Genomic DNA, 25,812 nt, shown 5'->3' with positions numbered 1-25,812 from the left:
ATGTTCTCGTGTCCCAGGGTGCGGCCGGACTCGAACGAGGTGCGGCCCTCGTACATGTGCAGGTCCGAACCGCAGATGTTGGTGGTGGTGATCTTCACGACGATGTCGCAGGGATGCTCGATCTTCGCGTCCGGTACGTCCTTCACCGTGACCGTTCGCGGACCTTCGTATACAGCTGCTTTCATGATGCTTCCTTAGGCGCCGCGGCATGACCGCGGCACGGCGGTGATGGAGAGGATGCGAAGCCTGACGCCCGTGAGTTGATACGACGGCGCCCGTGGCTCCGGTCTCTGAAAGCCGTTCGCCGGCTCGGTAACGCCCGGACCGCCGCCGGGCCGCAGGCAGAGCTCCGGTGCGCCGGCGGCGTACCTCCGAGTCCCCGCCTGCCCCCACGCAAAACAGCCCCGCACCGACCGATCAGCGGAGTCTTCGTACACGGACGACCATCAACCACCGACGACCACCATCCACCAGCCACCAACGAATCTCCGACCCGGGTCACCAGCTAGTTGCCGTCGTTGTCTTGGAGTATTCGGCGGCGCTCCTGTTCGCGCTTGGAGTAGGCGGCCGCCCGGATCGCCTCGTCGCTCTCCAAGCCTGATCCCAGCGCCCCGCCCACCGTGGCGACCGAAGCGACGAACCAGGACAACGTCCAGTATTCCGCGGCGTCAAGCGGGGTTCGTGTCGTGGAGGCGAACACTTGGCCGTTGAGGATGAACAGGGCCCACACCAAGTTGATGACGATCAGACCCACGTAGCAGACGAGCACCCCGATACCCACGGTCATGACCGTCGAGGCGTTGTAGAGCCTCGCCCTCTGCCTCGCCTCCCGCGAGACCTCTGCCGATCGATGCCACAGCTGCGCGTCCACGATCAGCCAGCCGATCATGAGCGCGACGGACCCGACCGTGGCGATCACGAGGCGCGGCGCGCTCAGGGACTCGGCCAGGTTCCAGATGGTGGAGTTCACGGTGGCGGCTACTCCCGTGGCGAGTGCGGCCGCCAGGGCTTTCGACAAGCCCGGCACCAAGCGCCACGGCCGGTTGGCGTGGACCATACCGACGAGCACCCTCAGGTAACCGCGCGGTCCGCTGACGACGTACCGAAGATCAGCGGTCTCCTCCTCACCGACCTGGCCCGGGTGAATAGGCGCGAGACGGCTGACGAAGGGCCCCAGAAGCGGCTGACTCCACGGAGGTCCCTCAGCCCCGGTGGCCCGCGGGCCCGCCAAGCTGAGCACGGCTTCTTCCACGGCCCGCAGGGCTCTCGTCTGCAGACGCAAGCCCCCCAGCGGAGGAAGAGACAGCAGGGCCAAGCCGTGTTCGTGACTCAGATCCACAACGAGGTTACGCCCGTGTGAGTGCAGCGGAAGGTCGGTGAGGGCCACGACGATGTCCCAACGCTCCGCTCTTCCGCGGTCCATGATCCGGCGCATCAAGGTGGCCGGGTCCTCGGTCCCCGCGGAGAAGGGCTCACTGACCACCTCGACGTCGAACCGTCGCCCCTGGCCCGACTTGTCGGCGAGCCGAGCGGGAAGTGTCCGGGCCATGCGCTGCGCGATCTCCGTGGGCGCGTCGGGATCCGCCAGGAGAGCCACGACCGTAACGCCCTGAGACGACACCCGCATGACTCCTTCTCGTCGGCTGCCCCCGCGATCGCCCGTGCCCACAGGATGCCCCTGAGGTATGGCCGACGCCGCGTGACACGCTGGCCCCTGCCGGCAGGGGCAGGCGGTACGGTCAGGTCTCCTCGTCCATCCCGCGCAGGGCCTGCTCCACCACCGGGCCACGGTTGCGTGCGCCACCGCGAACTCCCGCTCCGCTCCATCCCGGTCGGCACCGCGAAGAGATCGCTCGGCAGCAGGCCCGCCTCCTGTTCAACCTCGTCACGCCGCCCAAGGCCATGTATCGAAAATGGATCCGGGATACTCCGGACGCTCGTGTGAGCGGGGCCCGGTGACGGCGCCTGTCGCGCGGTTCCCGGCGCGATCAGGTAATCAGGAACGGTGGACAAGGACGCGACCGACCCCTTCGTGCATGTCCGGGGCGCCAGTGAGAACAACCTGAGGAACATCGATGTCGACGTTCCGCGGGACGCGATGGTCGCCTTCACGGGCGTCTCCGGTTCGGGCAAGTCCTCGCTCGCGTTCGGCACGCTCTACGCGGAGGCCCAGAGGCGCTACTTCGAGTCTGTGGCACCGTACGCCCGAAGGCTGTTGCAACAGGTCGGCGCACCGCACGTACAGGAGATCACCGGACTGCCACCGGCCGTGGCCCTGCAGCAGCGACGCGGGTCGCCCAGCTCGCGCTCGACGGTCGGCACCATCACCACGCTGTCCAATCTGCTGCGCATGCTGTACTCCCGCGCCGGCACCTATCCGCCCCATGCCGCACGGCTGGAGGCCGAGTCGTTCTCACCCAACACCGCGGCCGGTGCCTGCCCGGAGTGCCACGGACTGGGCGTCGTGCACGACGTCGCCGAGGACCTGCTCGTCCCGGACCCCTCGCTGAGCATTCGCGAGGGGGCGATCGCCGCCTGGCCGGGCGCCTGGCAGGGCGCCAACCTACGCAGTGTCGTGAGCGGTCTGGGGATCGACATCGACCGACCGTGGCGCAGGCTCAGGAAGAAGGACCGGGACTGGCTGCTGTACACGGACGAGCAGCCCTCCGTGTACATCGAGCCGGAGGAGGACCGCGTCGACTACGGCTACCAGGGCAAGTTCTGGAGCGCCCGCAAGCACGTCATGCACGTCCTCGCCGACTCCAAGAGCGAGAAGATGCGCGAACGGGCGCTCCGGTTCGTCAGGAGTGTGCCCTGCCCCGAGTGTCACGGCAGCGGACTGCGGCCCGAGGCGCTCGCCGTGACCTTCGCCGGACGTTCCATCGCCGAGATCAACGCGATGCCGCTCACCGAGGTCGTGGCGCTGCTGCGGCCCGTCGCGGGGCGGTCCCAGGCCGACGCCACCACGTCGACCGCCCGATCCGGGGAGACGACCGAGGTCGCGGTCCGGATCTGCGGCGATCTGGTCGCGCGGGTCGACGTACTGCTCGACCTGGGCCTCGGATATCTCAGCCTCGGGCGCCGCTCGACGACCCTGTCGCCCGGCGAGGCGCAGCGCCTGCGGATCGCCACCCAGCTGCGCTCGGGGCTGTTCGGCGTCGTCTACGTCCTCGACGAACCCTCCGCGGGCCTGCACCCGGCTGACGCGGAACCGCTGCTGGACGTGCTGGACCGCCTCAAGGCGGCGGGCAACTCGCTGTTCGTCGTGGAGCACGACATGGACGTCGTACGGCGGGCGGACTGGGTGGTCGACATCGGCCCCGCCGCGGGTGAGGGCGGCGGACGCGTGCTGTACAGCGGCCCGGTCGCCGGTCTCGAGCGGGTCGGGGAGTCGGCCACGAGCCAGTACCTGTTCGGGCGCGCCCGGCCGCTCGATCACCGCCCGCGCGCACCGCACGGCTGGCTGCACCTGAGCGGCGTCTCCCGCCACAATCTGCACGACGTGTCCGTCGACGTACCGCTCTGCGTACTGACGGCGGTGACGGGCGTGTCCGGTTCCGGGAAGTCGACGCTGGTGACGCAGGTGCTCGCCGAGGTCGTCCGCGGCCACCTCGGACTCGTACCCGAGGAGCCCGACGAGGCGCAGCTGGAGGTCGACGTCCAGGACGCGTCGGGGGTCGAGTCGTTCGACCGGCTGGTCCGGGTCGACCAACGGCCCATCGGCCGGACTCCCCGGTCCAACCTTGCCACGTACACGGGGATGTTCGACGCGGTGCGCAAGCTGTACGCGGCGACGGACGAGGCCAGGGCGCGCGGCTACTCGGCCGGACGGTTCTCCTTCAACGTGCCCGAAGGGCGGTGCGAGACCTGCCAGGGCGAAGGATTCGTCGCGGTCGAACTGCTGTTCCTGCCCGGCACCTACGCGCCGTGCCCGACCTGCCAGGGCGCCCGGTACAACGCCGAAACGCTGGAAGTCACCCACCGCGGCAAGAACATCGCGGAAGTGCTGGCGCTGTCCGTCGACGCCGCCGCCGAGTTCCTGTCCGCCGTCCCGGCCGCCTCCCGCAGTCTGGAGACGTTGCGCGAGGTGGGACTGGGGTACCTGCGGCTGGGCCAGCCCGCGACGGAACTCAGCGGTGGTGAGGCGCAACGCATCAAACTGGCCACCGAACTCCAGCGAGCCCGCCGCGGTCACGCGCTCTACCTGCTCGACGAGCCGACGGCGGGGCTGCACCCCTCGGACATCGCGCTGCTGCTGCGACAGCTGCACCGGCTCGTCGACGCCGGCAACACGGTCGTCCTCGTCGAGCACGACCTGGACACGATCGCCACCGCCGACTGGGTCATCGACCTCGGGCCGGGCGGCGGCGACGCGGGCGGGCGGGTGGTCGCGGCGGGCCCGCCGGCCAAGGTGGCGAGAGCCCGCCGCAGCGCCACCGCGCCCTATCTCGCGGCCCGGCTCGCGCGCTCCTGACGACGGCGCGAGGGGCGCGCACGTCGCAGCAGGTCCGGATCACCGGGGCGGGCGCGGCGCTGCTGCCGGAGGCTCGGGCCACCCTGCACGCCGCCCAGGCGGCCCAGGACGCCGTGCGCGCCGCACAGGACACATTGAGCGGCACGGTGAATGCGGGCGCCATGGCCTCGGTCGAGGTGGTGGACCTGCCTGCGCTCCTCGGGCATCTGCACGCGCGGCATCCGGCGATCGACGTCCGGCTGCGGCCGGCGACGACCGGATCGGCGGGGCTGGCGCAGCACTGCTCAGCGGGGACCTGGACGTGGCCTTCTTGTCGCTGCCCGAGCACAAACCCGCCGGGATCGACGCACGGGAACCGGCCACCGTTCCGCTCGTCCTGGTGGTGAGCGCCGCCCATCCGCTCGCGCGGCGGGGAAAGGTGGCACTTGCGGACCTCGCGGGGAGCCCTTCGTGGACTTCCTGCCGGGCTACGGCAACCGCGAGGTGGTCGACCGGGCGTTCACGGTGGCGGGCGTCGTACGCCGGGTCGCACGGGAAGTGCCCGACATCGACATGGGGACGGCACTGGTGGCGCGACGCGACCTCCCTGGATCGAACCGAGGAAGGGCCACCTACCCACCGCAGCTCTGTAACAGGGCAGCCCGCCCAACCGCTGCCGACACCGATCGCACGAAAGCTCTGGCGAGGCATCAGCCGGGGCTGCCCAGCACGATCTTCCACACTCGGGTCGCCACCTGGAGGTTGAGCCGGTCCTCGACGTTCGCGAGGTCGTTGCCGCTGATGTCGCGGATGCGCTGGAGCCGGTAGCGCAGCGTGCTGCGGTGGATCGCGAGGGAGTCCGCGGTCTCGTCGTAGTTGCCGCCGCAGTCGAAGTACCGGGACAGGGTCTCCACCATGGCCGCGTGGTGCCGGGAGTCGTAGTCGATGAGCTGCCCGAGCCACTCCTGGACGAACGTCTCCAGTTCCCGGTAATCGTTGCCAGGTCCCAGGATGCGGTAGAGGCCGAGCTCGTCGAAGAACGTCGTGCCGTAGCGCTCGCGGGAGTGGCGGCGCACGTCCATGGCGCGCCGCGCCTCCTCGTAATGGTGGGGTATGTCGTCCAGGGAGTCGCAAGGGGCGCTCACCCCGATCGTCCCGGACCGTGTCCCGGTCTCCCGGGCGAGCGCCTCGTACAACGCGCGGGCGTGCGGCCTGGCGTCGGCGACCAGGACCACGTGGTCGGAACGTCGGGTCAGCAGCGAGCGCATGCCCACGCCGGAGGCAGCCCGTCCCACGGTCTGCGCGAAGGAATCGTCCGCAGTCCGGTTCGGCCACTGCACCACGACGACGTAGTGGCTGCGGTGCAGGTCGTGTCCGACTGCCTCGGACCGGGCGTAGGCACTCGCCTCGTCCGTCCCCGCCAGGAGGTCGTCGACCAGCTCGCGGTGCAGCCTCAGCTCCACTTCGGCCAGATTGCGCAGGTGTGCCAGCTCCGGGGCGAGCGACGCGGCGGCGTGTTCCAGCGCGAGCACGGTGTACTCGTCGGCCTCGTCCCGGGCATCGACCAGGGCGAGCACGCCCAGGATCTCGCCGTGCGGGCGGACCAGGGTGATCAGCCGGTCCTTCACCCGCACCGGCCCGGCCCGACGGGCGACGGCGTGCAGTATTTCGTCCTGGCGCACGGGGTCCGGCTCGGGATAGGGGTCGGGGCGGCCGGGGCCGGTCCACGACCTCAGCCGACCGAAGCGGTCCTCGACCAGCGCGGGGAGTCCGGTGAGCCTGTGCAGTGCGCGGGTGATCGCTTCCTCGCCGCCGCCCGAGGCGGCGACGTCGGCCATGAGCGTGTGAACGGCCCGCTGGTACCCCAGCTCAGCAGCCACGGAGATCAGCTGCCGCTGGAGGGCTGTGCGTTCGTCCCTCAGTCGGTGAAGCTCCAACGCGTCCTCGCGTCGGCGGCGGTGCGCGAAGGCGACGGACAGTGCGGCCGCGGTGTGCCGGACGAGCGTGGCGAGCAGGGACCGCTCGGCCTCGGTGGGCCGGGAGGGGGACGCCACCACGAGGTAGCCGTGGAGTCCCTCAAGTCCGCGTAGCCCCAGGGCCCGGCCCCAGGGCCTGCCGGGTACGGTCACGGGGCCGTCCCGCCCGGCCAGCTCCCGCACCCTCCCGCCCACGGCCGAGGCGTGCGCCTGCCCGTTCCTCGGGCTGGGGACCAGGTCGCCGTCCACCATGAGGTATCCGGCCTCGGCGCTGTATGGCCCCGCGGCGGCTATGTGGTCCATGGCCAGGCACAGGATCTCGCCTTCGTCCGGGGTGTCGAACAGGACGCGGGAGAGCACCGGCAGGTCGCGGAGGGCATGGTCGTCCGGGTTGCGAACGGGTGGGCGGGTCCATGTGCGCGCGGCCGTGGTGTGCCACCGGGCGCTGCCCCGCGGAAGGCTGCGCGCCCGGTCGGAGCGGCGGTGGTACAGGCTGTGCGTCCGACTGCCGGCCATGGGATCACTCCGTTCTCCCTGAGTCTTCAGGGAGGCGAGTGGCATTCGTGTACCCGCTCCCGGCCGGCTTACCCGAGATGTTCGGATTCTTCTTCTCGTACTCGTAGGGCGACCGGACCCGTGCATTCCTGACTCGCCAGGCGCAGGCGTGGAGCCACCCGGTTCGTCACCCTGGGGAGTGCTCGAGACCCTCCGTGCGCACCGGTGGGAAACCGCCGGAGGTCCCACCACCTGAACGAACGTGATCCGGAGAGTCGACGCAGGCGCCGTACCGGGAGGAGTTCCTCATGGCCAAGGCAGTGGGCATCGACCTGGGCACCACCAACTCGGTGATCGCCGTGTGGGAGGGCGGCGAGCCGTCCGTCGTGCCCAACAGCGAGGGCAACCGCACGACACCCTCCGTGGTGGCCTTCACCGACACCGGGGAACGTCTGGTGGGCCAGCTGGCCCGGCGCCAGGCGATCCTCAACCCGAAGGGCACCATCTACTCGGCCAAGCGGTTCATCGGCCGGCACTTCGACGAGATCTCCGACGAGGCCAGGGCGGTGACGTACGACGTCGTCGAGGGCGACGGCGGGGCGGCCCGCTTCAAGGTGCGCGACAAGCTCTACGCGCCTGAGGAGATCAGCGCACAGGTGCTGCGCAAACTCGCCGACGACGCCTCCAAACAGCTCGGGGAGCGGGTCACGGAGGCGGTCATCACGGTGCCCGCCTACTTCAACGACGCTCAGCGCACCGCCACCAAGGACGCCGGACGGATCGCGGGACTGGAGGTGCTGCGGATCATCAACGAGCCGACCGCGGCGGCCCTCGCGTACGGCGTGGACAAGAAGGAGCACGAGACCGTCCTCGTCTTCGACCTGGGCGGTGGCACCTTCGACGTGAGCATCCTCGACGTCGGCGACGGTGTGGTGGAGGTGCGCTCCACCGCCGGCGACAGCCACCTGGGCGGCGACGACTTCGACCGGCGTCTGGTGGATTACCTCGCGGACGACTTCCAGAAGGAGAACGGCATCGACCTGCGCAAGGACCCGCAGGCGCTGCAACGACTGTTCGAGGCGGCGGAGAAGGCCAAGACCGAGCTCAGTTCGGTGACGCAGACGCAGGTCAGCCTGCCGTTCATCACCGCCGACGCCTCGGGCCCCAAGCACCTCACCGACTCGATCATGCGGTCCACGTTCGAGCAGATCACCGGCGACCTGGTGGAGCGCTGCCTGGGACCGGTCCAGCAGGCGATGGCCGACGCCAAGGTCGGCGAGAGCGACATCGACGAGGTCATCCTCGTCGGCGGCTCCACCCGTATCCCGGCGGTCCAGGCCCTGGTCCGCCGGCTGACCGGCGGCAAGGCACCCAACATGAGCGTCAACCCCGACGAGGTCGTGGCCCTGGGTGCCGCGATCCAGGCCGGGGTGCTCAAGGGCGAGGTCAAGGACGTCCTGCTGCTCGACGTCACACCCCTGTCGCTGGGCCTGGAGACACGCGGCGGAGTGATGACGAAGATCATCGAGCGGAACACCACCATCCCGGTGCGCCGCAGCGAGACCTTCTCCACCGCCGAGGACAACCAGCCGGCCGTCGATGTGGTGGTCCTCCAGGGCGAGCGCGAGCGGGCCGCCGACAACCGGGTGCTCGGCCGGTTCCAGCTCACCGACATCCGGCCGGCGCCGCGGGGCGAACCCCAGATCGAGGTCACCTTCGACATCGACGCCAACGGCATCCTCAACGTCAAGGCCCGCGACCGGGACACCGGCAAGGAACAGGGCATCACCATCAGCGAGAGCTCCAACCTGGACCGCACTGAGGTCGAACGCATGGTCCAGGAGGCCGAGCGCAACCAGGACCAGGACCATGCACTCCGCGAGGCCGTCGACGCCCGCAACGAACTCGACGCCATCGCGTACCAGGTCGAGAAGCGTCTCACCGAACTGGGCGACGCAGCGCCGACGCACGAGAAGGCACGCGCCGAGATGCTCGTGTCCGACGCCCGGGCGGCGGTCAAGGAAGAGGCGGGGGTGGAGCGCGTACGGCCCCTGACCTCCGAACTCCAGCAGGTGCTCGCCGGGCTGGCGGCCCATCAGGGTGCCGCCGGCGCGGATGGCGGTCCCGGCCAGGACGCCGCCACCGGTGGTCCCACGAGCGGCGACGCCGGTGCCGACGATGTCATCGACGCCGAATTCGACAAGGGTTGAGGCGCGCCATGGCCATGCCCACCCACCCCCAGGAACCCGACCGGGCCGGCTCGGATCCGGTCGGAGCGGTCCCGGACGGCGCCGCACGCCCTCCGCGCGGGGATCTGCCGCAACCGGGCCCGCCGACCCGGCCTGAAGCGGCGAACGGCGAACCGGGACCCGACGCCGCCGGCCCCGCGCCTGCCGAGGACGAGTACACGACCGCGATCCAGGAACTGGAGGACCGCTGGCGGCGCGCACTCGCCGACCTCGACAACCTTCGCAAGCGTCACGCCAGGGAACTGGAGCGCGAACGGGCGGTCGAGCGGTCCCGCACGGCGGCCGCCTTCCTGCCCGTCCTCGACAACCTCGAACTCGCCCTGACCCATGCCGGCGCCGATCCGGGCGCGATCGTGGAGGGCATCCGGGCCGTACGCGACCAGGCCGTGAACGTCCTCGAACTGCTCGGCTACCCGCGGCACGCGGAGACCGGCGTCGCCTTCGACCCGGCCCGGCACGAGGTCGTCGGCGTCGTCCAGGACCCGGACGCCCCACCGGGCACGGTCGTCGAGGTGCTGCGTCCCGGCTACGGGGACGGCGAGAGGCAGCTCAGACCGGCCGCGGTGACTGTCGCGAAGCGGGAGTGACCGGCGATGGCACGGGACTACTACGAGGTGCTCGGCGTGTCGCGGAGCGCGAGCCAGGACGAGATCCAGCAGGCGTATCGCAAACTCGCCCGCAGGTACCACCCCGACGTCAACAAGGACCCCGCGGCGGAGGAGCGTTTCAAGGACCTCAACGAGGCACACAGTGTCCTGTCCGATCCCAAGACCCGGGCCCGCTACGACCGCTTCGGCGAGGACTTCCGCAAGATCCCCGAGGACTTCGACGAACGGGTCGCGGCCGGAGCGGGCGGCGGCTTCCGCGGTCGGGGGACCGCGGGCGCGGGCGGCCCCCGTGTCCGATACGCCACCGGCTTCGGCGACGACTTCGGCGCGGAGGGCATCGACATCGAGGACCTGTTCGGCTCCATGTTCGGAACCGGCGCCGCCCCAGGCGGCGTCCCCGGAGCGGACCAGGAGGCCGAGCTGCCGCTCACCGTCGAGGAGGCGTACCGAGGCGGCCGTCGCACCGTCACGCTCGCCAGTCCCACCGGGCAGCCGCGGCGGTACGAGGTCGACGTGCCGCCGGGCGTCACCGACGGGCAGCGCATCCGGCTGGCGGGCGAGGGCGGCCGGGGCAGTGGTGACGCCGCCGCGGGTGACCTGTACCTGCGGGTGCGTATCCAGCCCCACCCGCGGCTCCGGCTGGACGGCCGCGACGTGCACATCCAGGTCCCGGTCGCCCCCTGGGAGGCGGCCCTGGGTGCGACCGTTCCGGTGCCCACGCCCGGCGGCAGCACGGCCAAGGTCACGGTGCCCGCGGGTTCGTCCAGCGGCCGGCGGCTGCGGCTGCGCGGCGAGGGCATGCCGAACCCGCGCGGCGCGAACGGCGACCTGTACGCCGAACTCCGCATCATGGTGCCGCCCACCCTCGGCGACCGGGAGCGCGAACTGTTCGAGGAGCTCGCCGCCACTTCCTCGTTCGACCCCAGGAGGACGCGATGAACGACCGACCCGCGGGAGCGGCAGGCAGCGGCTGGGCCGACGGGGGCGCCCGGCCGGTACGAACGGGCGCGGACATCACCGCCTCGACGGCTGTCCGGTACGCGCTCGTGCCCGCCCCCAGGCTCTCCCTCGACTCCGTGGCCCGTCGCTCGGGCCTCCACCCCGATCTGATCCGCCGGTTCGTCGCCCTCGGCCTTGTCGACGCCGAACGTGACGCCGCGGGGCACCTGGTGTTCGACCCCACGGCCCCGGCGGCCCTTGCCCGCATCCAGCGGCTGCGCACCGGACTCTGCCTCAACTACGCATCCATCGGCCTGGTGCTCGACCTGCTCGACCGCATCAGCCTGCTCGAAGCCGCCCTGCGCGGCCGCGGCACGAGGAGTGAAACACCCCCATGGACATGAACCGTCTCACCCAGAAGTCCCAGGAAGCCCTCCAGGAGGCCCAGACCGCGGCCGTCGGCATGGGGCACACCGAGGTCGACGGGGAACACCTGCTGCTCGCACTCCTCGATCAGGAGGACGGACTGATCCCGCGGTTGCTGCAACAGGCCGGCACCGAGCCGATGAAACTGCGCGCTGCCGTGCGCGAGGAACTCTCCCGCCGCCCGAAGGTCACAGGCCCCGGCGCGGCACCCGGCCAGGTCTTCGTCACCCAGCGCCTCTCCCGGCTGCTCGACGCCGCCGAACGGGAGGCCAAACGCCTCAAGGACGAGTACGTGTCCGTGGAACACCTCCTGCTCGCCCTGGCCGAGGAGAGCTCTTCGACCGCCGCCGGGCGACTGCTCAAGCAGGCCGGCATCACCAGGGACTCGTTCCTGAGCGCGCTCACCCAGGTCCGCGGCAACCAGCGCGTCACCTCCGCCAACCCCGAAGTGGCCTACGAGGCTCTGGAGAAGTACGGCCGCGACCTGGTCCTCGAGGCTCGGTCCGGGCGGCTGGACCCGGTCATCGGCCGTGACGCGGAGATCCGCCGCGTCACCCAGATCCTCAGCCGCAAGACCAAGAACAACCCCGTCCTCATCGGCGACCCCGGCGTCGGCAAGACCGCCATCGTCGAGGGCCTGGCCCAGCGCATCGTTCGCGGCGACGTCCCCGAGGGCCTGCGCGACAAGACGGTGTTCGCCCTCGACATGGGCTCCCTGGTCGCCGGTGCCAAGTACCGCGGCGAGTTCGAGGAACGCCTCAAGGCCGTGCTGTCCGAGGTGAAGGCCGCCCAGGGGCGGATCCTGCTCTTCGTCGACGAACTCCACACCGTCGTAGGAGCGGGCGCCGCCGAAGGGGCCATGGACGCGGGCAACATGCTCAAGCCGATGCTCGCCCGCGGCGAACTCCACATGATCGGCGCCACCACCCTCGACGAGTACCGCAAGCACATCGAGAAGGACGCCGCCCTCGAACGCCGCTTCCAACAGGTCCTGGTCGGCGAGCCGAGCGTGGAGGACACCATCTCCATCCTGCGCGGACTGCGCGAACGCCTGGAGGTGTTCCACGGCGTGAAGATCCAGGACACCGCGCTGGTCTCCGCGGCCACCCTCAGCCACCGCTACATCACCGATCGATTCCTGCCCGACAAGGCCATCGACCTCGTCGACGAGGCGTGCGCCCGGCTGCGTACCGAGATCGACTCGATGCCCGCCGAACTCGACGAGATCACCCGCCGCGTCACCCGCCTGGAGATCGAGGAAGCGGCCCTGTCCAAGGAGACCGACCCCGCCAGCAGAACCCGCCTGGAGGAGCTGCGCAGGGAGTTGGCCGACCTGCGCGGCGAGGCCGACGCCAAACACGCCCAGTGGGAGGCCGAACGGCAGGCGATCCGCCGCGTGCAGGAACTGCGCCAGGAACAGGAGCAGGTCCGTCACGACGCGGAGGAGGCCGAACGCGCCTACGACCTCAACCGCGCCGCCGAACTCCGCTACGGCCGACTCCAGGACCTGGAGCGCCGACTTGCCGCAGAGGAGGAGCAACTGGCCTCCAAGCAAGGGCAGAACCGGCTGCTGCGCGAGGTCGTCACCGAGGAGGAGATCGCCGAGATCGTCGCCGCCTGGACCGGCATCCCGGTCGCCCGCCTCCAGGAGGGCGAACGCGAGAAGCTGCTGCGCCTCGACGAGATCCTGCGCGAGCGCGTCATCGGCCAGGACGAAGCCGTCAAGCTCGTCGCCGACGCCATCATCCGCGCGCGCTCCGGCATCCGCGACCCTCGCCGCCCCATCGGCTCGTTCATCTTCCTCGGCCCCACCGGCGTCGGGAAGACCGAGCTGGCCAAGACGCTCGCCCGGACTCTGTTCGACTCCGAGGAGAACATGGTGCGCCTCGACATGAGTGAGTACCAGGAGCGGCACACCGTCAGCCGGCTCATGGGCGCGCCGCCCGGATACGTCGGCTACGAGGAAGGCGGCCAGCTCACCGAGGCGGTACGCCGCAAGCCGTACTCGGTCGTGCTGTTCGACGAGATCGAGAAGGCGCACACCGATGTCTTCAACACCTTGCTGCAGATCCTCGATGACGGCCGCATCACCGATGCGCAGGGCCGCACCGTCAACTTCCGCAACACCGTGATCATCATGACGTCCAACATCGGCTCCGAGCACCTCCTCGACGGCGCCACCGCCGAAGGCGAGATCAAGCCCGACGCCCGCGCCCGGGTGATGGGCGAGCTGCGCGGGCACTTCCGCCCGGAGTTCCTCAACCGCGTCGACGACATCGTGCTGTTCAAACCGCTCGGCGAGCGACAGATCGAGCGCATCGTGGAGCTGCAGTTCGACGAACTGCGGCAGCGGCTCGCCGAACGCCGCATCACCGTCGAACTCACCGACGTCGCCCGGGAAGTGATCGCCCACCAGGGCTACGACCCGGTGTACGGGGCCCGGCCACTGCGCCGCTTCATATCCCACGAGGTCGAGACGCTGGTCGGACGCGCCCTGCTGCGCGGCGACGTCCAGGACGGCGCGACGGTCCGCGTCGACGCCGAACACGGAGAGCTGGTGGTCACGTATGACCAGCCCGAGGACGTGAAGGGAGCGCGGGCGGCATGAGCACGATGCAGGCGACGACCGTCAGCTGTCCCAACTGCGGGCGCACCAACCGGGTGCCCGTGGCCGCGGAGGGCCGCCCCAAGTGCGGTCACTGCAAGCAGCCCCTGCCGTGGATGGTGGACGCGGGCGACGACGACTTCACCGAGGTCGCCGAGCGGGCCGACGTCCCCGTCGTGGTCGACCTGTGGGCCACCTGGTGCGGCCCCTGCCGCATGGTCAGCCCCGCGCTGGAGAAGGTCGCCACCGATCTCGCCGGCCGCATCAAACTCGTCAAGGTCGACATCGACAAGAACCCGCGGCTGTCGCAGCGTTTCGAGGTCCAGGCGGTACCGACACTGCTCGTCCTCGACCAGGGCGAGACGGTCGCCCGGCAGGCGGGGGCGGCGCCCGCCCCCGCTCTGCGCCAGTGGGTGGAACAGTCGATCACGGCCCGGGAAGGGAGATCCGGATGACCCTGCACGCCGACCCCCACCTCGCGCTTGTCCGGCCGGTCCAGCCGCTGACCCCAGAAGGGTGTCAGGAGTGTCTGCTGCTCGGCTCCCCATGGGTCCATCTGAGGCTCTGCCTGACCTGCGGGCACGTCGGCTGCTGTGACTCCTCGCCGAACAAGCACGCGCGCAGGCACGCGGCTGCCGACGCCCATCCGATCGTGCAGTCGTTCCAGCCCGGTGAGGAATGGCGCTGGTGCTACGTCCACGAGGCGTTCGTCTGATGTCCGGCGACCAGCCGCTGCCGGGCGGAGAACCGGTGCCGGAGGAAGCGGACGAGGCCGTCTTCCGGGAGACCCCGGACACCTGCGGCGCGTATCCGCGCCTGACGGAGGACCAGACAGCACGTCTGGCGGAGCACGGGCAGCGCCGGAGCATGGTTCCGAACGACGTGCTGATCCAGGAGGGGGAGCGCTGCGAGACGTTCTTCGTCGTCCTCAGCGGAACCGTCGCCGTCGTCGAGGACTACGGCACTCCCGAGGAGCACGTGCTGCGCGTGCACGGCCCCGGTCGCTTCATCGGCGAACTCGGTCTGCTGCACGGACAGGTGGCCTTCTACACCGCTGTCGCCAGGGAGCCGGGCGAGGTCCTCGTCGTCTCCTTGGACCAGTTGCGCCACCTGGTGTCCCAGGACTCCACCATCGGGGACGTTGTGCTGCGCGCCTGTCTGGGCCGTCGCGCGCTGCTCGTCGGACAGGGCGTCGGCTTCCGCATCATCGGCTCGCGCTACTCGCCCGACACCAGGCGGCTGCGCGAGTTCGCCATCCGCAACCGGCTGCCGCACCGCTGGATCGACCTGGAGACCGACGAGGAGGCCGAGGACCTGCTGCGCCGCTTCGGCGTCGGCCCGGAGGAGACACCGCTCGTCATCTGGCGGGACACCGCCCTGTTGCGCAACCCCAGCAACGCGGAACTGGCCCGGCTCATCGGCCTGCCGTCACTGCCCGCCGGAAACCGTCACGGCGACGTCCTCATCGTCGGCTCCGGACCCGCCGGCCTCGCTGCCGCGGTGTACGCCGCCTCCGAGGGCCTGAGCACCACCGTGGTGGAGGCGATGGCCACCGGTGGCCAGGCCGGCACGTCGTCCCGCATCGAGAATCTGCTCGGCTTCCCCGCCGGCATCTCCGGCGCCGAACTCACCGAACGCGCCGTGCTCCAGGCCGACAAGTTCGGCGCCAGGATCAGCATTCCGGTGGAGGCGACCGGTCTCCATCCCAAGGACGAGGACCACTACGTGGTGGCGTTCGCCGACGGCAGCGAGATCGCCGCCCGCGCCGTCGTCCTGGCCACGGGTGCCCGCTACCGTCGGCTCCAGGTGCCCGGTATCGAACGCCTGGAGGGAACGAGCGTCCACTACTCGGCGACCGTCTACGAGGTCCAGCAGTGCCGCACCGACCCGGTGGCCGTCGTCGGCGGAGGCAACTCGGCGGGCCAGGCGGTGCTGTTCCTCGCCGGGTACGCGCCGAAGGTGCACCTGCTGGTCCGAGGGCCCAGCCTTGAGGCCAACATGTCCCGCTACCTGGTCGAGCAGGTCGAACGCCACCCGCGGGTGGAGGTCATGCTGCACACCGAGGTCACCGAGGTCATCGGCCAGGAGGTGCTGGAGGGGCTCGACGTGGTCGACAACCGCACGGGCGGACACCACCGACTCGCGGTACGGGGCCTGTTCGTCTTCACCGGCGCCGACCCCCACACCGAGTGGCTCGCCGGCATCATCGCCCTCGACTCCCGCGGCTTCGTCCTCACCGGCCCGGAGGCCCAGGAAGCCTGCGCCCACCCCGAGGCGTGGCACGGCCGCGGGCGCTCGTGCACAACCCTGGAGACCAGCCTGCCCGGGGTCTTCGCGGTGGGGGACGTCCGCAGCGGCTCGGTGAAGCGGGTGGCCTCGGCGGCCGGTGAGGGCGCGATGGCCATCCACTTCGTGCACCGGCACCTGGGGCACTCGGCCGCACCCGGCACCACGGGCACGTCCGTTGCCGCGGGCGGCTCGGACGCCTCCCCACGCACACGTCACAAGGAGTCCGCATGGCTCGCATGACGAATGGCGGGCTATGAGATCACGAGAAGGAAGATGGAGGCGATGGCGGTGGCCGTGCCCGTCCGGCGGCACCGCGGTGGCGGTCTGAAGGAAAGGCCCGTCTGGGCACCCACCCCTCTCAGCCCCCTGGTCGAGGTCGACGAACTGCTCAACCAGGTGAGCGGCCTGCTGGAGTCGGCGGCGGGCGCGACACCGGCGGGCGCGTGGACGCCTCTCGCGAACGTGTCGGAGTCCGACGACGCGTTCCACAGAGAGATCGAACTCCCCGGTGTGAAGAACAAGGACATTGACGTCGAGGCCAACGGTCCCGAACTCGTGGTCACCGGAGACATCGAGGAGCGGGAGCACAAGGGCGTCCTGTGCTGCAGCACCCGCCGCGTCGGAGCCTTCGAGTACCGATTGCGGCTGCCCGGAGAGTTGGACACCCACACGATCAAGGCCGACATGCAGGACGGAGGGCTCAGCATCACCGTCCCCAAGGCCGAAGTCGCCAGGCCCCGCCGGGTCCGGATCAGTGAGCCCGGCGACGGCGCGCGCGAAGACGCCGCCCAGAACGGCGCAGCGGCGGGCGGCGGGACCACCGCCGCCTGAGACCCACCGAGCCAGCGGAGCCGGACCAGTGTCCGTCACCGCTGCCGTCGCGACGGGAGATACGGCCTGCACGGTGCGGTTGGTCAGCATGGTCTCGACGCACACGTCAGAGCCTGGGCTACCGACCGATCATGGCCCGATCGCCCACCGCATCCGCCCCGGCGCATCCACCTCCAGATCCGAAATGCCCGAGGAACATCGCTACTTGTGGACCGGGCGTGCCGTCACCCGGCACCGCGGCGGCTGGGGCGAACCCGGCAAGACCTTCGCCATCGTCCTCGGCTGCGAGATCCGCCACGCCCCACCGCCTCGTCTACGCCGACGGCCTCGACCTCACCGATGTCTCCGCCGCCACCCACATAGGCATGGGCTGCCGCGTCTGCGAACGCCTCGACTGCCCCCAGCACGCCGCACCACCTCTCGGCCACCCGCTGCGGATCGACCAGGACCTGGCCGGCTCTCGTCTTCTCGCGCGGCATCAGAAAAGTCAGCAACGGGTCAGTGTGAGTCCTCGAACACCTGGCGACAGCAGACCGAACATGCGAAACGATGTAATCTCCGAAGACCGCCCTTGACCTGCAGTAGCAGGCAGGGAGCAGACGAATCGGGAGTTTCTTCGTGCTTCGTACCATGTTCAAGTCCAAGATCCACCGTGCCACGGTCACCCAGGCCAACCTGCACTACGTCGGATCCGTCACCATCGACGCCGATCTGCTCGACGCCGCCGATCTGCTGCCCGGCGAACTCGTTCACATCGTCGACATCACGAACGGCTCCCGCCTGGAGACGTACGTCATCGAGGGGGAGCGCGGCTCCGGTGTCGTCGGGATCAACGGAGCGGCGGCCCATCTCGTGCACCCCGGTGACCTGGTGATCATCATCAGTTACGCTCAGGTCGAGGACGCCGAGGCGCGGGCGCTGCGGCCGAGCGTCGTGCACGTGGACCGCGACAACCGGATCGTGTCCCTCGGCGCGGACCCGTCCGAGCCGGTACCGGGCTCGGACCAGCAGCGCAGCCCGCAGGCCGTGACCGTCACCGTCTGAGGCACGGCGCGGCGGTATCGCAGGACTCAGGACCCCAGGACCGAGGAGTGCCCGTGAGCGACATCGAGATCCGCGACGACCGGCCGGCCGGCCGTCTTGAGGCGTTCGCCGACGGCCAAGTGGTCGGCCACATCGAGTACTTCGTCCTGGAGGAGCCCGCGCGGGCCCTCGTTCCGGTGCACACCATCGTGGAACCGGAGCACGAGGGCCAGGGCATCGCCGGCTCCCTCGCCCGCGAGCTGTACGGCATCGCCGCGCGCGAGGGCGTCGTCGTCGCGCCGCTCTGCCCGTACGTCGTGAAGTGGGCCGCACGGCATCCCGAGGAGGCTCCGGCGGCCGACCCGGCGCTGCTGGACGCCGCGATGGAATGGCTCGCGGCACACCCCGGCCGCTTCTGATGACTCCGGCCCCGGTCCAGCCCGCGACGCAGGCCCCGGCCCGGTCCGGAGCCCAGGCCTCGGATCCGGCCTCCGCCCCGGCCCCGGCCACACCCCGGTTCGGGCCCCTCGCCCTGCTGCACACCTCACCGGCTCACATCCCCGTCTTCGACGCCCTGCGCGACGCGGACCACCCGGGCCTGGAGCTGCGGCACCTCGTCGACGAGGAACTGCTCGCGAGGGCCCGTCGCGAGGGGCCCGAAGCGGTGGCCGACGAGGTCCGGGCGCGGCTGGCCGACGCCGTCGCCGACGGTGCCCGGGTCGTCCTGTGCACCTGCTCGACCATCGGCGCGATCGCCGAACGGACCGAGGTCGGCGTACCGGTGCTCCGTGTGGACCGTCCGATGGCCGCCGCCGCGGTCGCCACGGGCTCCAGGGTCGTCGTCCTGGCGACGGTGGCGAGCACCCTGGAACCGACCGTCGCCCTGGTCGAGGAGGAGGCCCGCCGCGCCGGTCGTTCCGTCGAGGCCCGTACGGCCCTCGTCGACGACGCGTGGGCGCTGTTCGAGGCGGGTGACACGGACGGCTGCGCCCGCGCGGTGGCCGGAGCCGCCGACGCGGTCGCCGACGCCGACGTGATCGTCCTCGCCCAGGCGTCCATGACCGCGGCCGAGGGACTCACCTCGACCTCGGTGCCGGTGGTGTCGAGCCCCCGCCCCGGGCTCGCGGCCGCGGCGGACGCGGTCCGCGGGCTGCACGCCGGGTAGCGCGGCGGGGCGCCGAGGCGACGCGGACGGAGCGGTGCCTCGGCAGTCCCTCGCCCGGTGGCGTGCCGCGATCCGGTGGCGTGCCGCGGACTGGGCCGTCCAGGGGCCGTTCCCCGCGCGAGGGGGTGAGTGGGGGCTCGGGCGGTGGGTACGCGGGAGACAAGTCCAGAGGGCCGACGTACCGACTGGCTGGAGGACCGCCATGACGCATCCGTATCCCGATCCCGTGCCGCCGGGACCCACCCCCGGACCGGCCCCCGAACCCCCGGGGCCGTCACCCTTCCCCGACCCGGTGCCGAACCCGGGCGGCCCCGACCCCGCGCCGGGACCGAAACCCGGCCCCACCCCGGTGCCGAACCCGGGCGGCCCCGATCCCGCACCCGGGCCCGATCCCGCACCCGGGCCCGATCCCGTACCCTCCCCGTCCCCCATCCCGAAGCCGCCGGGCCCCGATCCGGTGCCGGAACCCCAGCCTCGGCCGGGGCCGCTGACCTGACGCACGCAGCGGGCCGACCGGCCCCGGTCACCGGGAACCGGAGCGATGCCAATACACTCCCGCGCGTGAACGACATACGGTGCACACAGTGCGGTGTTGTGGGGCTGGAACCTGGCTTCGTCGAGGACTCCGGACAGGGCGCCCGCGGGTTCGCGCGGTGGGTCGAGGGCGCGCTTCAGCGAGGGCCGCTGGGCGGCGCCAGACTGATGGGCCGGCCGCGCTGGCAGATAGACGCCTTCCGCTGCCCCAACTGCGCACACCTGGAACTCTTCGCCGGCCAGCGCAGCTAGCCACGCAAGCACCTTGTGCGCACGCACGCAGGCACCTTGTGCGCACGCGCCTTGTGCGCGTCGAAGCCGTCACGAGCCCGTTTCCGGGCTCGTGACGGCTTCGGAGCGGTGGCGTGTCCGGGCCGCCCGGTGACAGCGCCGCGGGGCGACCGCTATGCCTCGACCTCCGACCGGTCGCCGCCCCACAGCGTGTGGAACGACCCCTCGCGGTCCGTCCGGCGGTAGGTGTGCGCTCCGAAGAAGTCCCGCTGCCCCTGGGTGAGAGCGGCCGGCAGGCGCTCGGCGCGCAGGGCGTCGTAGTAGGCGAGGGCCGCCGAGAAGCCGGGGGTCGGTACGCCCTGGAGGGTCGCGGCGACGACGACCTCGCGCCAGCTGCCCTGGGCCGCCGCGATCTCCTGGGCGAACGTCGCGTCCGACAGCAGGCTCGGCAGGTCGGGGCGGGTGTCGTAGGCGGCGCGGATACGGTCGAGGAACGCCGCCCGGATGATGCAGCCGCCGCGCCAGATCGAGGCGACGGAACCGAGGTCGATGTTCCAGTCGTACTCGTCGCTGCCCGCGGTGATCTCGTGGAACCCCTGCGTGTACGAGACGATCTTCGACGCGTACAGGGCCTGCTCGACCCGGTCCGCGAAGGCCGCCGCCTCGGACTCGTCGAGCCGCTGGGCCGTCGGACCGGCGAGTCCGCGCGAGGCCTCGCGCAGGCCGGCGTGTCCGGAGAGCGAGCGGGCGAAGACCGCCTCGGCGATGCCCGACACCGGCACGCCCAGGTCCAGCGCGATCTGCACGGTCCAGCGGCCCGTGCCCTTCTGCTCGGCCCGGTCCTGGACCACGTCCACGAACGGCTTGCCCGTCGCCGCGTCCACGTGCGACAGCACCTCGGCGGTGATCTCGATCAGATACGAGTCGAGCCGGCCGGTGTTCCACGTGCGGAAGATGTCGGCGATCTGCGCGGGGGAGTACCCGGCGACGTCGCGGAGCAGTTGGTAGGCCTCGCCGATGAGCTGCATGTCGGCGTACTCGATGCCGTTGTGGACCATCTTCACGAAGTGCCCGGCGCCGTCGGGACCCACGTGCGTGACGCACGGCGCCCCGTCGGCGGCCTTCGCGGAGATCTTCTCCAGCATCGGGCCGAGCGAGGCGTACGACTCGACTGAGCCGCCCGGCATGATGCTCGGCCCGTTCAGCGCGCCCTCCTCGCCGCCGGACACGCCCGTGCCGACGAAGTGGATGCCCTGCTCGCGCAGCGCGCGCTCACGGCGCCGGGTGTCCGCGAAATGCGCGTTGCCACCGTCGATGATCATGTCGCCGGGCTCCAGGAGCGGGGCGAACTCCTGGATCACCGCGTCCGTCGGCTCGCCCGCCTTCACCATGATCACCAGGCGTCGGGGCCGTTCGAGCGCCGCCACGAACTCCTTCGCCGTCTCGGCCGCCACGAACGTGCCCTCGTGGCCGAACTCCTCCACCAGCGCGTTCGTCTTCGCCACGGTGCGGTTGTGCACGGCGACCGCGTACCCGTTGCGCGCGAAGTTGCGGGCGAGGTTGCGCCCCATGACCGCGAGACCCGTGACGCCGATCTGGGCTGAAGTGCTCATTCGGTTGGCTCCTAAGAAGTGCGGTAAGTCCGTTGGCCGCTACGGGAAACATCCCGGCACCGATGCCGCCGGTCGTGCTCGTCCGTGCTGCTCGCCAGTATTGCCCCAGGCCATCCTGACGTGTCGCAGGTGTCCACGCAGGGGAACGTCCCGGCACGGCGAGGGCGGATTTCGGACAGTCCGCGCGGCGCGGGTCGCCGTCCGCGGGCGTGTCCGGCGGCCCGGACGCGCTCCCCGCTCCCGCGCGGCCGGGTCCGGTGAACGGGCCGGACGCCTGTCGCCGGACCCGGGAACCCGATGTCGGCGGGCCGGTGCGCGGTGCGCGACGCGTCCCCGTACCGCGTCGGCCCGGTCGCCCACCGCGCCGGGGGCGTGCGGTCCGACGGCGGCCCGGGATCCGGTCAACCGCCTTCTCGGAGCGACCGGTTGCCGCCTTGTCCCGGCCTGTTCCCAGCGCTTACTTTTGCCGCTCCTGACGCATGTCTAGGGGGGCTCCCTCATGGCCGTACGCGGCCGGCACCGCCGGTATCAGCCGAACAGGATCAACCGCGCCTCACTCACCGTCACGGCGGGCGGCGCCGGGATCGCGCTCCCTCTGGTGGGTGCCGGAGTCGCCCAGGCGGCGGACGTCGGGACCTGGAACAAGGTCGCCGCCTGCGAGTCCAGCGGCAACTGGAGCATCAACACCGGCAACGGCTACTACGGCGGACTTCAGTTCACCCGGTCCACCTGGGAGGCGTACGGCGGCAAGGCCTACGCCGGGCGCGCGGACCAGGCCACGAAGGACCAGCAGATAGCCGTGGCCGAGAAGGTGCTGAAGGGCCAGGGGCCCGGCGCGTGGCCGGTGTGCTCGGTCCGTGCGGGGCTGACCCGAGGGGGCGAGGCCCCCGACATCAGCCCGGCGGGGACCGAGCCGCGGACGGCGAAGCAGCGGTCGGTGCGGGACGTGAAGCCGCAGACCACGCCGCAGTCGCAGGCGGGGACCGCCGAGATGTACACCGTCGTGCACGGCGACACGCTCTCGGGCATCGCCGACTCCCGGCATGTCCAGGGCGGCTGGGAGGGGCTGTACGCCGCGAACCGTACGACCGTCGGCTCCGACCCGGACCTGATCCTGCCGGGCCAGCGGCTCACCCTGAGCGGCCGGACCCAGGCACCCGCGCACACCCGGCCCGCTCCGGCGAAGAGCCCGTCGAAGACGCACACCGGGACGCCGGCGAAGAAGGCGCCCGCGAAGAAGGCGCCGGCGAAGAAGACCTCGGCGGACAGGACGTCCCCGCACACGACGACCCCCGTCAGGTCCGGGACGCACGGGCTCGTCGCCCCGGTGCACGCGGCGACCGGCACGGCCTACCACGCCACCGGCTCGCACTGGTCGAAGGGCTACCACACGGGCGTCGACTTCCCCGTGCCGACCGGCACCTCCGTCGCGGCGGTCGCCGCCGGCCATGTGGTCAGCTCGGGCTGGGGCGGATCGTTCGGCTACCAGGTGGTGATCCGGCACGCCGACGGCCGCTACACGCAGTACGGCCACCTCTCGGCGATCTCCGTGAAGAGCGGGCAGAGCGTCGTGGCCGGGCAGCGCATCGGCCGCTCGGGGTCCACGGGCAACAGCACGGGCCCGCATCTGCACTTCGAGGTGCGGACCGGGCCCGGCTTCGGTTCGGACATCGACCCGCTGGCGTATCTCCGGTCCGGAGGCGTCAGGATCTGACCCGGGTGCGGTGGTGGCTGACGAACGGGATCGGCACGTACGGCACACCGAGCATGACGGTCAGGTAGGGCAGCTCGTCCCGGGCCTCCGGGTGGCCCGCCGCGACGACCTCCATCGTCGGCACGGCGGCCACGGCGGCCTTGACCGGAGCCGGTACGAGCGCCCCCGCGGGCCGCAGAGCCGCCGGGAACACGCCGTCGCCGCCCGCCCCCGCAGCCTGCGGCACGCTTCCGGCACCCGCTCGCGCGGTGTGCGCCACGCTCCCGGCACCCGGCTGCTTCCCGGCACCCGGCTGCGCGGCCGCTACGAACCCGTCCGCGCCCTCGGGGGGATCGGTGGGCTCGGGCAGCCCGGCCAGCAGTTCCGCCACGGCCGCCTCGGCGGCCGTGAGAGCGCCGAGGCCGCCGACCGCCGGGACGGCGGGCTCCGCGAGGCGCGGCCGCGACACGGCCGGCCCGGGGAGCCGCGGTCCGGACGCGGCCGTGAGGACCGCCGACGCCGGGACGGAGGTGGGTGCGTGCGGCGCGTCGGCGCGCTGCCCGGCGTTCGCCTCGGGCTCCGCCGCGGCCACGGGCTGCGGGACGGTCACGGGCTCCGTGACGGCCGCGCGTTCCATGACGGCCGCGGGTTCTGGGACGGCCGTGGGCTCCGGGACGGAGGGCGCGGGTCGCTCGCCGCTGCCGATCCGCTCGATGGTGAGCAGGATCAGACCGCCCGCCGCGACGACGCCGCAGCCCAGGGCGAGCGCGGTGCCGGTGGTGCCGTACCGGAAGGTCTCGCCGAACATCGTGATGCCGACCGCGGCGGCCACGACGGGGTTCACCACCGTCAGCGTGGCCAGCGGCGCCTCCAGGCCCGCCCCCCGGTAGGAGGCCTGCGAGATCAGCATGCCGGCCGTCGCGAAGGCACCGATGGCCGCGAGGCTCGACAGGTCGGCGAGCGACATGTGCCGCGACCAGTCGACCGCGACGGTCTTGGTGAACACGGAGGACATGCTGAAGGCGATGCCCGCCGCGACCGCCAGCAGCACACTGCGTACCGCGGGGTGCCGGTACGCCGCGCGCCCCGCCACCATCAGGGCCGCGACCGCGCCGCCCGACACCACGCCCAGTGCCACGCGCTGGGCGTGGCTCAGGGACTGCGCGTCGGACGCGCCGACCAGGGACAGCAGACCCGCGAGACCCACGGTGGCCATGATCGCGCCGCGCCAGGCGGCGGCTCCGGCCCTGCGGCCGACGAACAGGGCCGCCATCGGAAGCGCGAAGACGATGGTCAGCGCGCCGAGCGGCTGTACGAGGCTCAGCGGGCCGAAGGCGAGGGCGACCACGTGCAGCAGCCCGCCCAGGCCGGTCAGCGCGACGGCCGCCCACCAGCCCGGCCTGCGCAACGGAGCGTAGGTCTGGCCGGGAGAGGTCACCGCGACCCGCTCCTGAATGATCGCGCCGCCCGCGTACGCGACGGCTGAGACGAACGAGAGCACCACGGACAAAGCGAGGGCACTCATGAGTCCCTCCTCTGCGAACGGCGCGGAGCTGCGGCCCGGCGCGACGAACGGTCGGCTTCCATGCAAACAACGATGCCGTGAGATTTAGTTCTCGTCGTCGTCCCTGAGCAGTCATTGGGTCCTACTGCCGATGGAGTACGAATCGCCCGGTGTCCTCCCCAGGGTGGGCGACATCCCGGCCCGATCCACTGGTGGTTACCCCTAGGGGGCTTGGTACTACTGCTCTTCGTGGACCTCGACCCCGAACTCAAGGCGCTCGACGCGCTCGGCGGATTCTTCGTACTACGCACCGGTGTACCGCCACGCGGCACCCTGCCCACCCTCGCGAGCGCCTGGACGAGCCCGCGATCCGGAACGACCGGGGAGGTTTACGGAGATCCGGTAACTTTCCGCATCCAGAAAGTCGCACAGAGTATCCGGGCGCCCGAACCGCGGGTCGCGGTCTCGGTGGCGCAGCAGGGTCTCGCGGCCCGCTTCTGGTCCATCGCCCTCGGCGCGGCCGCGCTCGGCGGCCGGGTGCCCGACCTCGATCCGGAACTCCTGGGCTGGGACCCGGACACCGGTGCTCCCGACGACCTCTGGCTGCGCGAGGTCCGCTTCCGGCCCGTGGCCGATCTCGACGCGGTCGTGCGCGCCGGGCTCCTCGTACCGCTGAGCGCGGCCCTGCGCTCACGCCATCGCGTCTCACCGGCCCTGCTGTGGGGCAACGCGGGCTCGGCCCTGGCCGGGACCGTCCGCCAGCTGGAGCGCTGGGCACGCGCCCACGGACGCCCGGACGTGGACGAGCGGGCGAGGACGCTGGCCGGCGGGCTCTTCGCGCACCCCGATCTCTCCGGCACCCTCGACCCGGAGACGCTGCGCCGCCGCAGCTGCTGTCTGTACTACCGGGTGCCCGGCGGCGGAGTCTGCGGGGACTGCTGCTTCGAGCGCCCACCGTGCCCCGCGCCCGACCGGACCTGACGAGAGCGCCCGGCCGGACCTGACACCGGCGTCCCGCCGGTCCCGGCACGGGCGCCCGGCCGGCCCTGGCACGGGCATCCCGAAGGACCCGGCACGGGCGCCCGGCCGGACCCGGCGCGGGCGTGTGTCTCGCGGTCTTCCGTATCGGCTTCAACTGAGTGACCATGAGGGGCACCAGCCGGCTAGGACGGGAGTTC

General features: G+C 71.6%; 21 protein-coding genes and 2 pseudogenes. 18 read left to right on the top strand and 5 right to left on the bottom strand.

The window, feature by feature from the left end:
• Window positions 1–185 (bottom strand): annotated as a pseudogene (locus tag ACFYW9_RS35020) (aldehyde dehydrogenase); the annotation flags it as partial.
• Between the two features lie 320 nt (window positions 186–505).
• Window positions 506–1,627, bottom strand: a complete 1,122-nt coding sequence (locus ACFYW9_RS35015; protein ID WP_389159106.1) for a hypothetical protein — start codon at window positions 1,625–1,627, stop codon at window positions 506–508.
• A 378-nt stretch (window positions 1,628–2,005) separates the two neighbouring features.
• On the opposite strand from ACFYW9_RS35015, the gene uvrA reads away from it, so the two are divergent.
• Both uvrA and ACFYW9_RS35005 read left to right on the top strand, forming a co-directional pair.
• Complete coding sequence (gene uvrA, locus ACFYW9_RS35010) at window positions 2,006–4,474, top strand: excinuclease ABC subunit UvrA (protein ID WP_389159104.1); 2,469 nt, start codon at window positions 2,006–2,008, stop codon at window positions 4,472–4,474.
• A 301-nt stretch (window positions 4,475–4,775) separates the two neighbouring features.
• Window positions 4,776–5,219: a LysR substrate-binding domain-containing protein gene (locus ACFYW9_RS35005; protein WP_389159102.1), complete on the top strand. Its 444-nt coding sequence runs from the start codon at window positions 4,776–4,778 to the stop codon at window positions 5,217–5,219.
• Here ACFYW9_RS35005 and ACFYW9_RS35000 read toward each other — a convergent pair.
• Window positions 5,164–6,945, bottom strand: a complete 1,782-nt coding sequence (locus ACFYW9_RS35000) for a PucR family transcriptional regulator (protein WP_389159100.1) — start codon at window positions 6,943–6,945, stop codon at window positions 5,164–5,166. The two genes, ACFYW9_RS35005 and ACFYW9_RS35000, sit on opposite strands and share 56 nt — an antisense overlap.
• Window positions 6,946–7,232: 287 nt before the next feature.
• Between ACFYW9_RS35000 and dnaK the strand changes: the two genes are divergently transcribed.
• From dnaK to ACFYW9_RS34930, 14 genes and pseudogenes are all read left to right on the top strand, one after another.
• Window positions 7,233–9,134, top strand: a complete 1,902-nt coding sequence (gene dnaK, locus ACFYW9_RS34995) for a molecular chaperone DnaK (RefSeq protein WP_389159098.1) — start codon at window positions 7,233–7,235, stop codon at window positions 9,132–9,134.
• A gap of 14 nt (window positions 9,135–9,148) precedes the next feature.
• Window positions 9,149–9,760, top strand: a complete 612-nt coding sequence (locus ACFYW9_RS34990; RefSeq protein ID WP_389159112.1) for a nucleotide exchange factor GrpE — start codon at window positions 9,149–9,151, stop codon at window positions 9,758–9,760.
• A 6-nt stretch (window positions 9,761–9,766) separates the two neighbouring features.
• Window positions 9,767–10,720, top strand: coding sequence for a DnaJ C-terminal domain-containing protein (locus ACFYW9_RS34985; protein ID WP_389159096.1), 954 nt, complete (start codon window positions 9,767–9,769; stop codon window positions 10,718–10,720).
• Entirely contained in the window at window positions 10,717–11,124 is a 408-nt protein-coding gene (locus tag ACFYW9_RS34980; RefSeq protein WP_389159094.1) for a chaperone modulator CbpM, read from the top strand. The genes ACFYW9_RS34985 and ACFYW9_RS34980 overlap by 4 nt, the downstream gene beginning before the upstream one ends.
• Complete coding sequence (clpB, locus tag ACFYW9_RS34975; protein ID WP_389159092.1) at window positions 11,115–13,754, top strand: ATP-dependent chaperone ClpB; 2,640 nt, start codon at window positions 11,115–11,117, stop codon at window positions 13,752–13,754. Before ACFYW9_RS34980 ends, clpB begins: the two co-directional genes overlap by 10 nt.
• Window positions 13,751–14,206 (top strand): thioredoxin, encoded by a 456-nt coding sequence (trxA, locus tag ACFYW9_RS34970; RefSeq protein ID WP_266417214.1) that lies wholly within the window; start codon window positions 13,751–13,753, stop codon window positions 14,204–14,206. The genes clpB and trxA overlap by 4 nt, the downstream gene beginning before the upstream one ends.
• Complete coding sequence (locus ACFYW9_RS34965; RefSeq protein WP_067378125.1) at window positions 14,203–14,466, top strand: UBP-type zinc finger domain-containing protein; 264 nt, start codon at window positions 14,203–14,205, stop codon at window positions 14,464–14,466. Before trxA ends, ACFYW9_RS34965 begins: the two co-directional genes overlap by 4 nt.
• Window positions 14,466–16,280, top strand: coding sequence for an FAD-dependent oxidoreductase (locus tag ACFYW9_RS34960; RefSeq protein WP_389159089.1), 1,815 nt, complete (start codon window positions 14,466–14,468; stop codon window positions 16,278–16,280). Before ACFYW9_RS34965 ends, ACFYW9_RS34960 begins: the two co-directional genes overlap by 1 nt.
• A gap of 42 nt (window positions 16,281–16,322) precedes the next feature.
• Window positions 16,323–16,871 (top strand): Hsp20/alpha crystallin family protein, encoded by a 549-nt coding sequence (locus ACFYW9_RS34955; RefSeq protein ID WP_389159087.1) that lies wholly within the window; start codon window positions 16,323–16,325, stop codon window positions 16,869–16,871.
• Window positions 16,872–17,027: 156 nt separating this feature from the next.
• Window positions 17,028–17,446: pseudogene (locus tag ACFYW9_RS34950) on the top strand (short-chain fatty acyl-CoA regulator family protein); the annotation flags it as partial.
• A 43-nt stretch (window positions 17,447–17,489) separates the two neighbouring features.
• Window positions 17,490–17,915, top strand: a complete 426-nt coding sequence (gene panD, locus ACFYW9_RS34945; RefSeq protein ID WP_389159085.1) for an aspartate 1-decarboxylase — start codon at window positions 17,490–17,492, stop codon at window positions 17,913–17,915.
• 53 nt (window positions 17,916–17,968) lie between these two features.
• The gene (locus tag ACFYW9_RS34940; RefSeq protein WP_351869161.1) at window positions 17,969–18,313 is read left to right on the top strand and encodes a GNAT family N-acetyltransferase; all 345 of its coding nucleotides are present in this window, start codon (window positions 17,969–17,971) and stop codon (window positions 18,311–18,313) included.
• A complete protein-coding gene (locus ACFYW9_RS34935) occupies window positions 18,313–19,059 on the top strand; it encodes an aspartate/glutamate racemase family protein (RefSeq protein WP_389159083.1) in 747 nt (248 codons plus the stop codon). Before ACFYW9_RS34940 ends, ACFYW9_RS34935 begins: the two co-directional genes overlap by 1 nt.
• A gap of 561 nt (window positions 19,060–19,620) precedes the next feature.
• Window positions 19,621–19,845 carry a hypothetical protein gene (locus tag ACFYW9_RS34930; RefSeq protein WP_329302970.1) on the top strand — a complete coding sequence of 75 codons (225 nt, stop codon included), beginning with the start codon at window positions 19,621–19,623 and terminating at the stop codon, window positions 19,843–19,845.
• A gap of 152 nt (window positions 19,846–19,997) precedes the next feature.
• On the opposite strand, the gene gndA is transcribed toward ACFYW9_RS34930, so the two are convergent.
• Entirely contained in the window at window positions 19,998–21,437 is a 1,440-nt protein-coding gene (gene gndA / locus ACFYW9_RS34925) for an NADP-dependent phosphogluconate dehydrogenase (RefSeq protein ID WP_389159081.1), read from the bottom strand.
• 499 nt (window positions 21,438–21,936) lie between these two features.
• Between gndA and ACFYW9_RS34920 the strand changes: the two genes are divergently transcribed.
• Entirely contained in the window at window positions 21,937–23,151 is a 1,215-nt protein-coding gene (locus tag ACFYW9_RS34920; RefSeq protein ID WP_389159079.1) for a transglycosylase family protein, read from the top strand.
• Here ACFYW9_RS34920 and ACFYW9_RS34915 read toward each other — a convergent pair.
• A complete protein-coding gene (locus ACFYW9_RS34915; RefSeq protein ID WP_389159077.1) occupies window positions 23,141–24,655 on the bottom strand; it encodes a DMT family transporter in 1,515 nt (504 codons plus the stop codon). The genes ACFYW9_RS34920 and ACFYW9_RS34915 overlap by 11 nt on opposite strands.
• 210 nt (window positions 24,656–24,865) lie before the next feature.
• On the opposite strand from ACFYW9_RS34915, the gene ACFYW9_RS34910 reads away from it, so the two are divergent.
• Complete coding sequence (locus ACFYW9_RS34910; protein WP_389159075.1) at window positions 24,866–25,615, top strand: (2Fe-2S)-binding protein; 750 nt, start codon at window positions 24,866–24,868, stop codon at window positions 25,613–25,615.
• The last annotated feature ends 197 nt before the right edge of the window (window positions 25,616–25,812 follow it).

Source organism: Streptomyces sp. NPDC002698, from assembly GCF_042888945.1.
Lineage (GTDB): Bacteria > Actinomycetota > Actinomycetes > Streptomycetales > Streptomycetaceae > Streptomyces.
The sequence above is the reverse complement of the archived record's forward strand: the minus strand, read 5'-3'. Positions and strand labels throughout refer to the sequence as shown.